The sequence below is a fragment of the Taibaiella sp. KBW10 genome (genome assembly GCF_003852495.1).
Classification (GTDB): domain Bacteria; phylum Bacteroidota; class Bacteroidia; order Chitinophagales; family Chitinophagaceae; genus Edaphocola.
Genome location: NZ_QAJI01000006.1, coordinates 27,398 through 38,918, shown reverse-complemented (window position 1 = coordinate 38,918; position 11,521 = coordinate 27,398). Strand labels below are relative to the sequence as shown.

Sequence of the window (11,521 nt, the reverse complement as noted above, 5' to 3'; positions counted from 1 at the left end):
TATACCGAATTGCCCCTTTTCAATTCCTTGTTATTTTAAGATAACGAAAATAGACTTCCAAGCCCTACCTGTTGGGCATGGTGGTGTTAAGTTATGTATGCTTGTTCAGAAGCATACTATTAAATTTTGTTCCCTAAAAATGTAAATATTATAAACACAACCAAAATGAGACAGATTTCTTTTACCCCCCTGGCATTTCTGGCACAAATGAATAGTCTATTAAGAAAAGGCTTATTATCCATAACAGCTATATTGATTATGGGTCTTAATGCACAAGCACAATCCTGGACAACCGTCAATCTTATCGACTTCAACAACCTGACCTATGAGTCGGATTATGCCACTAACGGCATTGCCTATTATGATAATGCAGTATCACCCCCAACCGGACCCAGAAATGGTCTGATCAATGGTAGTTGGGAAGTAAGCAACACCAATCTCGGTGCAACGCAAGCTCCCTTAAATGCAGCCGGCGGCCGTTTTTTGATGTACTGGACAGACAATCAGTATGCGGCTACTGCTCCGGCAGGTAATGTCTTTAGCAAAACCTATACCGGTTTAACCATTGGCAAAACATACCGATATTCGTTCCGCTATGGCTTTTTATTGCAATCCGGAAATTCCGGAACCAATGCGCCTACTTTAAGTATTCACCTTAATGGCAGCTCTGTGGCAAGTGTACCCACCCTCAGCACAAGTTGGGCCAAAATGACCTATACTTTTGTAGCGACCGCAACAAGCCATACCCTATCCATCTATAATAGCAATACTACTACAGATGGTAATGATCTGGGATTAGATGATATTTTGTTGGAGGTACAGCAAAGTGCTCTGCCCGTCTCTCTGCTCCATTTTGAGGTAAGTCAAGAGGCCGGCAAGGCGATCCTGACATGGTCAACCGCATCGGAACAGCATAATAAAGGTTTCGAAATCGAACGCAGTACCAATGCGAAAGACTGGTATCCTGTTGACTTTGTTGCATCACAAGCCGATAATGGGAACAGCAGTACCCTATTGGATTATCGTTTTACAGATGGCCATCCTTTGTCTGGTATAAACTATTATCGCTTTAAACAAACAGATATTGAAGGCACGTATACTTATAGCCCCATCAAAAGCCTGTCCTTTACCAATTCCGCTACCATATCTTTATACCCCAATCCGGCAGCAGATAAGCTCTCGGTTGCGGGTCTTTCCGGCACAGCTCATATCGATATTTTCGACCTGTCCGGCAAACGGGTATTAAGTGCCGAGATGAGCAACCAGTTGCCTGTACTGAACATACAAGCTATTACTCCGGGTCTTTATGTGGCGGCACTTTCAACCGCTGAAGGCCAGGTTAGTTTACTTAAATTTATCAAGAATTAAGATAGCCATACAGGCACGCACGAAGACAATTGACCTTAAAGAATTATTCTTCTTCCAGTGCTTATGCCTCGAAATAAAATTCAAAAGCCCCGTAGTGATACGGGGCTTTTGAATTGCTAATTTATGGATATTAAAATATAACCAATGTTGCATTGGCACTTGCAGAAGCCTGTGCCCAACTGGCGGTAAAATAAGTAGATGAGGTCAGGCATGGTGGCGTAGGCTGACCCATTGTATTGCCATAAGGAAAGCCGAGGCCAACAGCCGTTTCGGCAATAATTGTTGCGCCCGGCCAGTAGGCTACTTTTGCTATGGTAATGTTTGCATTAGGATTGGAATTAAATATTGTAACGCCAGGTCCGGCTGTCACTAATCCTCCTCCATCTAAGCCTAAAGTGTACGTACAACCGGTCAAATTATTTACGGTTAAGATATTCGCCGCTTCGGTAATGCCATAAGTTCCCATAAGAGCGACAACGGCTAATAATACTTTTTTCATAATGACTATTTTAAAGATTAATAATACCCAAATATATGAAAAAATAATCCCAATTCAGTCACGACTTGAAAGAGATTTTAGTTCGAAATGCTCAAATAATAATGTCATATACCCATCATAAGCATTTAAAAAAATCAATTTTAAAATAACAAAATGATTCCTTCTTTTTACAAAATAAACAGATTAAGGACGCAAAACAGGAACGATTGCAAAGTGCATTGTACATAACTTTAAATAATATCTCATATTAGTGTATTAATTATCTTCTAAAATATTATTTAATGAAAAAATTCATTTTGATTGCAAGTGCGATAGTCCTATCCGCTACCCTGGTAAAGGCCAATTCGATAACCATTATTAATCCGCATGCCTGCAGCTATATTATTTATGTAAATGCGGTGGGATGGGTAACGGTTAGCGGCAACACCTCGCCCAGTTTCAGTTCAATGCCGGGAGAAATAATTAATAGCGCCCGTATAACTTATCAAACGATGGCTAGCGGCGGCGCAGCTCATGACGGGCTGTTATTGACCAATATATGGACGCCATATACCAATAGTACTATGACCGGAGCTCCGGTGCCGTATTGCGGTTACAATAGTATGATCAGTGCATGGTGGGATCAGCCTACCAATACCAGCGATATCACCTTGATTATAAACTAAGATTATTCTTTCTTAAAAAGAGCCGCAAATTTTGCGGCTCTTTACTTTGGTATAACAATTTAATCTTGATGCACTACAAGTAGGGATCGACCGGTTTGACCAACAGCCATTGCAGTAATGCCGGAATAGGCTTATGCTTTAAAAGGATAAATATAAATTGACTATCTGCTTTTAGTCACCTTTTTGTTGCGTTTCGTACATTGATTTTTGAGCTTTAGGGGAACATGCAGGGCTCAAAATCGCAAGGCCAATACAGAATTGCTCTCGCTGTGACGAAAACAATAAGCGATCTGTTCTGTACAGATCGCTTAAGACCGGCCTTATAAATCCGGCGTTAAGAAAATCATTGGCTCGGTCGATAAAGGCGCAAACCATTGTCTGAGCGCAGCGAGTTTGGTTGGCGACCGACCGACACATTGATTTTTAGCCAAGGATTTATATAGCCTTGATTTTTTGGCGGTACCTTTTGCATCAAGGCAAAAGGTAGCAATCGAAATAAATAGAAACCCAAACAATAAAGAAAGTCTTTGTTTCCTAAAAGCGGATGCTCAATAAATATAATTTGAACATTGAATATTTCCCAAATTTCCTCCGAATATTATCCCAAATATAAGGGGCTTCTCAGGGCTTACTAGGGCAAGGCAATCGGCGAAAAGGTGCAAAAATAAAGAGAGACAGCATAATTGCTATCTCTCTTCGTGACCTTGTTAGGATTCAAACCTAAAACCTTCTGAGCCGTAATCAGATGCGCTATTCAGTTGCGCCACAAGGCCATTCCCTTAATTGGAATGCAAAAATAGGTATTTTATTTTTGCTGACAAAATATTTTTTAAAAAAATTTGACCGGCTTTTTGAGCCGGCCAAATTTTTATTGATATGATATAGATTAGTATTGTGTTGTTTCTGCTGCCCAGTTAGTCCAACCTGTAGTCCAATCGTTTGTACCATCAAATGCGCCTTTATAAGCCACTTGCTGGAATCCGGTAAGACCTGAGAAGCTAGCACCTGTTGCCGCCATAGATCCGCTTTTCAATAAGAAGCTAGGTACACCTACTGTAGCTGATACTGCTGCAGAATATTTGTACGCATCTGTCAACATAACGGTATCACCATTAGGATAAGTTACATTGTTGTTGTTATCAAACCATGTGTTGATATCAAATGATGCAGTAGAAGCTTTCTTAGGAGTAGTACAACCTGCGATAATGTTGTTTTTGAACATTAAAGTACCTGCTGTAGCATTAAGAGAAGTTGCTGTACCTTTTGTATCGTCGATATAAACACCTACCGGGAAACCTAAGATAATAGAGTTTACCAAAGACATAGAAGAGTTACGACGGATTTGCGCACCATTCTGGAAGTTGGCATTGATACCGCTTAAAGAAGTTCCTTTACCAGGTCCTACGATTGTCATGTTAGAGAAGATCGCTTTGGTTTGTGGTGTTTGTGTAGAACCATTACCATCGTTATCAGACTCAAAACCATTTGAACCGCTTACATCTGCGATATTTTTTGCACGGTGTGCCAAGCCAAATTGTACTTGTCCCGAAAAACCGAAATCCGTATCAAAATCATCATCCCAAGAATAAGTAGCTACTAAGTGATCACAGTTAACCGTACCACCAAACCATTCGAAGGCATCATCACCGGAACGGTATACTTGTACATAACTGATCGTTGTACCATTACCAACACCACCTAAGGTTAAACCATTAATTTCATTATCGGGAGAGAATGCAATACCGGCAAACTCAATTCTTACATATTTCAGTATACCAGAATTATCGTTTACTACAGTACCACCATATTCGTTATATTTTGCATCCTGACCGGCAACGGTAGGGGTAATACCACCTTCAATACGGGCAGTTCCACCACTTGGATTGATCGGCGCTTTACCTAAAATCACTAAACCACCCCAATCACCTTCACGGCGAGATCCAGGAGCTTCTTCTGAAGTAAATACGATAGGTTTTTCTTTAGTACCCTGAGCCATGATCTTTGCACCGCGGGCAATGATCAAAGTACCTTTAGTTTGTTTATCACCAACAATAATCGCACCCGGCTCGATCGTCAAGGTAACACCATCCATTACGTATACAAAACCTTCCAGGGTATATTTTGTTCCTGATTTTAAGGTCATGTTAGCAGTGATGTCTTTTTTCAATACATTGTTTTCTGTAGGTGTAGTACCTCCAGTGTTCTTATCCTTACAAGAAGTCAATGAAGTTGTAGCGAATAATGAACCGGCAAGTGTAGCGAGTAATAAACCCTTTTTCATAATAATTTTGAATTTGATTTTTTTGAACTTTGAGGCAAAAGTACCCCGCCCATATAATCAAATTGTTATACAAGGATTACCATTGTATTACCACACTATTACGGAATTATTACGCGATTTGAGGGCATAAAAAAAGGTTCGTGATACGAACCTTTTTTTATATTAATCTATATTGTATTCTACCTTTACCTTTTCGATCCGGAGCTTATCGACGGCCAAAATGGTAAAGTCATAGTTGTTATAACTGATTTGCTCATTAATCGTCGGGAACTTACCGGCTATTTCCAATACCAAACCGGCAATAGAATCACTCTCGCCCCTGATATCGGTAAACGTACTTAAAGGTATGCCCATGATACGACACATATCATTGATGAGCATGCGCCCCTCAAAGATGTAAGCGGTGTCATTTATCTTCTTGAAATTATGCTCTTCTTCATCAAATTCATCTTTAATATCACCAACGATTTCTTCCATAATATCTTCCAGAGTGATGATACCTGCGGTACCACCAAACTCATCTACCACAATCGCGAAATGTACCCTGTGCTCTCTGAAATTGTTCAGCAAATCATCAATCAGCTTATGCTGATGTACATAATACGCCGGTCGTATCAGAGTATGCCAGTCAAAATTGTCCAGACCGATATAGGGGAGAAAATCTTTGGTAAATACCATGCCCACAACTTCATCTATATTATTGCGGTACACCGGCAAGCGTGAATAGCCCGCATCAAGTAACTTTTCCCGCACTTTGCTAATGTTCCAGCTTTCTCTAATGGCTACCACATCGAGTCTTGGCTGCATGATTTGTTTTACGCTGATATTCCCGAACTTTAATACGCCTTTAAAAATATCAACCTCCTCTTTTGAAGCGGCATGTCCTAAACTAGCCTCTATAGCATCTTCCAGCTCTTTCAGGTTATCGATCTCCTCCAGTTTACGATTACGTTTCTGATCTTTATATTCATTAGAATCGACCAATACCTGCCCTATTCCCTTAAAGGTCAGAAACAGGATATTGACAATGGGCGCAGAAAACCCGGCCATCCGCATATTATGTTGCCTGGAATACACTTTGGGCAGCACTTCGACAAAGAGCAACAACAACAGCATAGACACAAATAATACAATACCGATCAGGACGAGAGAATGCACCTCCTTCGGTAAACATAAATGGGCAATATAATTGGTCAATAAAATAATAAGAATGGCAAGGCTGATTTTGGAAATTCTTAATGTAGACAGCAAAAGTTCCGGATCTTCTAAAAGGGTGATGATCATTCTTGAATTCTGATCTTCTTTCGTTTTCAGGTAGTTGATATCTTTTAATTTAAGGCTAAAAAATCCCACCTCTGCTCCCGCAGCGATAGAAGCCAGAAACAAAATAGCCAGTACTAAGATACACAGCGTCGTAATTACAGTAGGTGATGCTGCCAATGCAGCTTGTAAAAGTATAAGCATATAATATTCTAAAAAGAAACGCCCTATTGCAAAAATAACCAAAACAATACTGTTTTGATTATTTCCGTACTATTATTAAAATTCAACGAAATTACCGGTTAAAAGGGTAAGATATCATCTAATTCTGGATCATTATTGGTATTGAGGTAGCTATTATCTATCGGATCGCTCTTGCTCACAGAGGGCGATGCATCGCTATCTTTTCGTTTATCAAGCATGACCAGGTTCTCCGCAATAATCTCCGTTTGAAATCTTTTGTTTTTGTCTTTATCTTCCCAACTTCTTGTTCTCAATCTACCCTCTATATATACAAGACTACCTTTGTGTAAATACTTGCCTGCCAATTCTGCTAAACCACGCCATAAAACAATTGTATGCCATTCTGTTTCTGAAACAACATTTCCATTCTTCTCTTTTCTCATCTCTGTAGTGGCCAAAGGAAATTTTGCAACGGGAATATCACCCTCAATGTATTGTAAATCCGGATCCTTACCTAAATTCCCTATGAGTACTACCTTATTTACGCCTCTCATACAATATAAATTTTACTGTTAAAAATATGGCTTTTTCTAATTTAATAATTAAAAATAAGGTATTTCTTCCAAAAACGAAACTATTGTTTTGGGAAAGGAGTAATCATGTATTTCGCTTTTATTGATCCAGATTCCGGGCCCTTTAAGCAAGGCTGGGATGCGTTTCAAGCGGACGAGCGAAAAATCGCTGCGGATGAGTTGGTGTGTTAGTCTTTGTTTATAGTGAAAGATATTTTGCCGGTATTCCAAAACAAATTGCTCATCTGCCAGGAGGCTACTAAGGGCAGCCGGAGCAGGGCCTTCGCTTAACCAGAATTCATAAAGATCCTGCCAGACATCCTTATGTGTTCGCTGTTGGATATATACCTGGTCTTTATGCAGGAATACATAATAGGAAAAGAATCTTTCTTTCACCTTTATTTTTTGCAACTTCAGTGGGTATTGGTCTACCTGATCGGTATTAAATGCTTTGCAATGGTCTGATAAATAGCAAAGATTACATAAGGCTTGCTTGGGTTTACAAACAACAGCGCCTAAATCCATAATGGCCTGATTGTATGCTGCCGGATGTTGCGCATCAAAAACTTTATTGGCCAATGCCGTAAAAACCTTCTTTCCTTCCGGCGTATTGATTGGCGTGGGTTCTGCAAAATAGCGGGATAATACCCGGTACACATTACCATCAATTACAGGATGCGGTAAATCATAAGCAAAAGAGGCAATGGCCGCAGCGGTATATTCCCCTACCCCTTTTAACGTTAATAGTTCGGTATAGGTTTGTGGGAAAACTCCTTGCCATTGCGCAACAATCGCTCTTGCAGTAAATAATAGATTACGACACCTGGCATAATAGCCCAGCCCTTGCCATAGCTTGAATACTTCTCCTTCGGGAGCTGCAGCCAGATCAAAAACAGTAGGATATTTTGAGATGAATTTTACATAATAAGGTAAGCCCTGCTCTGCCCTTGTCTGTTGCAATATGATTTCAGAAAGCCAAATTTTATAAGGATCTTTTTCTTCTTTCCAAGGCAATATTCTGCTATTACTTTCGGAATGCCACTGTAATAATGATTGTGCAAAAACGGATACCGCCATATATAATATGCCTTTCTTTTGGGCAAAAATAATGGCTACCGCTGAGGTAGCCATTATCTATTTTTTATTTAACTAAAGTCTATTTTACGATTTCCAGTTTTCTGGTGGTTAATCCTTTGCTGGTATTGATGCGGAGGCTATACACACCCGAAGCAAGATAATCCGGCAAAGTCACTTTATGTTTGTGTGCACTGTCAAATTTACGGATGGTCAATACTTCCTGACCCAGTGCATTATAGACTACCATATCCTTGATCTTAACATCGCCGACAGCTTCAACATACAGAATGCTTCCATTATTAGGGTTAGGATATACCTGTACTAATGTAGCATCCTTATCGACGTCTTTAGCACCTAAACCAACAATAGAGATCATTGTACTGTCGAGCACATCGCCACAAATACTGTATATTCTCAGTTTCACCTCATAGTTACCACCTGCGGGGAACACATGTGAGATCTGGCCAAGAGCAGAAGTTAAAGGCGCTATCGTTACCGGTGCAGAGCCATCTCCGAAATCCCATACAAAACTGGTTACATTTTGCGGATTTATCGTGCTGAAGTTAAAACTACTGGCCGTTATCGGTTGTGTCGCAATACCATCAATCTCAGGCATTGCCCCCTGGGCTATGATGGATATGGTATCGCTGGTCATACAACCTTCATCGCTGGTCACATAAGTAATATAGGTACCGGGGTTATGGATCGTAATTCTACGGTTTGTAGCACCGGTATTCCAGTAATAACTACCGCCATTTTCGCCGCCGGAACCGGCATCCAGTACTTTTGTACCACCCAAACAGATTGTCAGCCCGCTGGCAGACAGGTCTACTTCAGGATTCCATCTCATCTCTATGTTAATGGTATCTTTTCCTTCACAACCAAAAGTATCTCTTGCCGCTACATAATAGGTACCCGGCATCGTAACGCCTCTGGTGTTGTTGCTGGAAGCATCATCCCATTGATACGTCGGATTATGCGGTATGGCTCCCGGATTGAGTATTACTGCATTTCCCTGATGGATACAGGTATCTAAGTCTGCACCTAAATAAGGGGCAGGATTATCGTGTACGGTGGCCACTACAGGAATCCTTCCGCTTTCGCAGGAACCGGCGTAATTAAATATAAACTTCGGTCTTCTGCTCATCGGACTATCAAAATAGTTGGAAAATCCTTGTGCACATATATCTGAAGGGGTCGAATTATCTTTTGGCGCTACTGTCGTAGCATTGTAAGAAGTATTATCATAGGCCAGTAAAGAAGGGTCCGTACCGAAGCCCCCATTACTCCAACAGGTTTGGATCACAAAACTTCCGCCCGGATAAGCATAGGGGCTATTGAAATTGATGGTATTTACCCCGACAACCGTTGTATAGTTTGCGGAAGGATATACCGTAGCGAGCCCACTATTGATAAAGGTATTGGTGGTTACAGTAGCTGTTGTCGTACCTACTTTCACTTCAAACCCGTCATAAGTATTAGTTCCGGCCATATTCTGTACCGCAATAGAATTGATAATACTTCCCGGTGGGATACCTGCAGCGGTCATTTCAGCTTCAGTAATTAAGAATTGGTGTTTATATCCACCGTATCCACCGGCAAAAATCGTGACATAATCATAAGAAGCTGCGGTCAGCGCACCTAGTCCCACGCTTGTGGTCGCGGGTAATGGTGGTGTTCCGGAGCTGGCATAAAAAGTTGTGGTACTGGTAATAGACGGCGTGCTAAAATTTTGTCCCATACCAAGAGCGACACCACCAGCAGCATTTTCATACCACCTGATTGTACCTCCGGCTGTAGCCGGAGTTGCTGATAAGGACACAGGTCCCGGTCCGCAACGGGCACCACCGGTACCGGTAAGTGTTCCCGGATTATTAACAGTAACGGTATCGATACTCGTCGTTACGACAGGAGTACCACTACAGAGGATTTGCAAGCGGTAATAAGTTGTAGCTGATAAACCGGTAATCATATTACCCGATGTGGCGCTGGCCGTACCTACGTTCGTCCATGGCGCTGCACCTGTAGGGGAACTTTGCCATTGATAGGTAATACCTGCTGCCTGTGGCATCAGGGAACTTATGGACAAATCAACATTGCCGGAAACACACAGGTTTCTGGGATTTGCATTAGCTAATACTGTCGTTGGAAAAGTAACCGTTGCACAAGATGGTGGAGTGATAACATTAACTGAATAGTCTTCTGCTTCTCCATAATACAAAGTACTGCAGGGATCAAAAAACGTAGAGCCCTCTTCTACCCTGATTCTTAAACGGGTATTGCCCAATAGGGCTGTAGCAGGTGTCATAATCGTTCCGGTAAAAGTTCCTCCGGCCGGAATCGTATTGACCGATTCGGCGCATAATTCTGTAACGGGGTCAAAAATACCATCATGATTCCAGTCTGCCCAAATCTTCACTCCGGCATCATAGTTTTCTACAGCCACCGTAAAGTTGAAAGGGAAAGACTGTGCAGTTGTCAATGTCATGGAGGTATAATCTGCATAACTTGGCGCCGGTGTACAACCAGTACCAATATTAGCGATGTCAACTGTCGCCCCACTTGTAGAAAAGGCATCTATATAACTATCAAAGTCACAACCATAAACATAAGAAGGCGTACAATAACAGTTTATAAAGCTCTTGATCGTTACTTGCTTAGTATTGCTATACACGGGTGTACCACCACTACAAACAGACTTTAATCTATAATAAGCTGCTGTAGTAATGCCTCCGGTAAGGGTATAATTGATAGAAGCCGCGCCGGGTACATTGGTCCAGGAACCGGCAGCACCTGTTGCGGATTGCTCCCATTGGTAGGACAGGCCTATACCGTATGAGTTCCCTGTTGTTCCTAAGGTAAAAGCAACATTTGGACAAATAGAATCAGGAACAACGGCTGCAATTGTGCCCGGGCTTGGCGGATTAACACATGGTGTCGAAGAAGCCACCATTAGGGTATAATCTTCCGCCTCTCCAAAGCCTTGTAAATCACAGGCATCGAAGAATGTTTCATCATATACACAACGAAGCCGCATCCGCTTATCTCCCGGTAATGTACCCAGGGGAATTGTGAAGGTGCCGGAAATACTCGCTCCGCCCGCGAGCGTGGATGTGGGATCGTACACAATCTCTCCCGGATCAAGGAAATCACCATCCGCATTCCAGTCGACAAAGATTTTATAGCCTTCATCATAACCGGGATTATTCTCAATTGTAAAGTTAACGATACCACCTGCAAAATCAGTGTGTACCATACTTGTTTGATTACTCAGACAAGCTGAACTAGCTGATGAGCCGGAATTCAGGTTAGTAATATTTGTGGTTCCTCCGGTTGTAGAGAATGATTGAATATAATCATCATCACAACCATAATCATAAGTAGGGGTACAATAGGTCTGCGCCTGTACCTTTTGTGATATACCACAGAGTAGTAAAAAGGAAAGACACATATAATATATGCTCCTTTTCAGAAAGGCTATTTGTCTCATGATTTTCAGGGATTTAATTTGGTTTTTTTCAGATTATTGGGTTTCTTTCAGATAACGAATTTAACAAAATTTCACACAATTGTATAAGAATTAACATTTATGAAATACATTTAACATCTATGTATT

The 11,521-nt window shown here is 41.2% G+C and carries 8 protein-coding genes and 1 tRNA gene; 2 read left to right on the top strand and 7 right to left on the bottom strand.

Going from position 1 to position 11,521, the window contains the following annotated elements; genetic code table 11:
- Positions 1-165: 165 nt before the first annotated feature.
- Positions 166-1,368: a T9SS type A sorting domain-containing protein gene (locus DBR32_RS13535; protein WP_124636899.1), complete on the top strand. Its 1,203-nt coding sequence runs from the start codon at positions 166-168 to the stop codon at positions 1,366-1,368.
- 130 nt (positions 1,369-1,498) lie between these two features.
- On the opposite strand, the gene DBR32_RS13530 is transcribed toward DBR32_RS13535, so the two are convergent.
- Complete coding sequence (locus tag DBR32_RS13530; protein WP_124636898.1) at positions 1,499-1,867, bottom strand: hypothetical protein; 369 nt, start codon at positions 1,865-1,867, stop codon at positions 1,499-1,501.
- 281 nt (positions 1,868-2,148) lie between these two features.
- Between DBR32_RS13530 and DBR32_RS13525 the strand changes: the two genes are divergently transcribed.
- Positions 2,149-2,532, top strand: a complete 384-nt coding sequence (locus DBR32_RS13525) for a hypothetical protein (RefSeq protein ID WP_124636896.1) — start codon at positions 2,149-2,151, stop codon at positions 2,530-2,532.
- Between the two features lie 699 nt (positions 2,533-3,231).
- Here the strand turns inward: DBR32_RS13525 and DBR32_RS13520 are convergent.
- The 6 genes from DBR32_RS13520 to DBR32_RS13495 all read right to left on the bottom strand — a co-directional run bounded on the left by DBR32_RS13520 (position 3,232) and on the right by DBR32_RS13495 (position 11,395).
- Positions 3,232-3,305: transfer RNA gene (locus DBR32_RS13520), tRNA-Arg, on the bottom strand.
- A 113-nt stretch (positions 3,306-3,418) separates the two neighbouring features.
- Positions 3,419-4,813, bottom strand: coding sequence for a hypothetical protein (locus DBR32_RS13515; RefSeq protein ID WP_124636894.1), 1,395 nt, complete (start codon positions 4,811-4,813; stop codon positions 3,419-3,421).
- A gap of 162 nt (positions 4,814-4,975) precedes the next feature.
- Entirely contained in the window at positions 4,976-6,277 is a 1,302-nt protein-coding gene (gene gldE / locus DBR32_RS13510; RefSeq protein WP_124636893.1) for a gliding motility-associated protein GldE, read from the bottom strand.
- A gap of 98 nt (positions 6,278-6,375) precedes the next feature.
- Entirely contained in the window at positions 6,376-6,810 is a 435-nt protein-coding gene (locus DBR32_RS13505; RefSeq protein ID WP_124636891.1) for a single-stranded DNA-binding protein, read from the bottom strand.
- A gap of 48 nt (positions 6,811-6,858) precedes the next feature.
- The gene (mutY, locus tag DBR32_RS13500) at positions 6,859-7,959 is read right to left on the bottom strand and encodes an A/G-specific adenine glycosylase (protein ID WP_233559742.1); all 1,101 of its coding nucleotides are present in this window, start codon (positions 7,957-7,959) and stop codon (positions 6,859-6,861) included.
- A gap of 25 nt (positions 7,960-7,984) precedes the next feature.
- Positions 7,985-11,395: a GEVED domain-containing protein gene (locus tag DBR32_RS13495; protein WP_124636889.1), complete on the bottom strand. Its 3,411-nt coding sequence runs from the start codon at positions 11,393-11,395 to the stop codon at positions 7,985-7,987.
- Positions 11,396-11,521: the final 126 nt, after the last annotated feature.

Coding starts and splice junctions, on each gene's coding strand:
- DBR32_RS13495 (WP_124636889.1), bottom strand. CDS start 11,395: ATGAGACAAATAGCCTTTCTGAAAAGGAGCATATATTATATGTGTCTT.
- DBR32_RS13505 (WP_124636891.1), bottom strand. CDS start 6,810: ATGAGAGGCGTAAATAAGGTAGTACTCATAGGGAATTTAGGTAAGGAT.
- DBR32_RS13535 (WP_124636899.1), top strand. CDS start 166: ATGAGACAGATTTCTTTTACCCCCCTGGCATTTCTGGCACAAATGAAT.
- mutY (WP_233559742.1), bottom strand. CDS start 7,959: ATGGCTACCTCAGCGGTAGCCATTATTTTTGCCCAAAAGAAAGGCATA.
- DBR32_RS13515 (WP_124636894.1), bottom strand. CDS start 4,813: ATGAAAAAGGGTTTATTACTCGCTACACTTGCCGGTTCATTATTCGCT.
- DBR32_RS13525 (WP_124636896.1), top strand. CDS start 2,149: ATGAAAAAATTCATTTTGATTGCAAGTGCGATAGTCCTATCCGCTACC.
- DBR32_RS13530 (WP_124636898.1), bottom strand. CDS start 1,867: ATGAAAAAAGTATTATTAGCCGTTGTCGCTCTTATGGGAACTTATGGC.
- gldE (WP_124636893.1), bottom strand. CDS start 6,277: ATGCTTATACTTTTACAAGCTGCATTGGCAGCATCACCTACTGTAATT.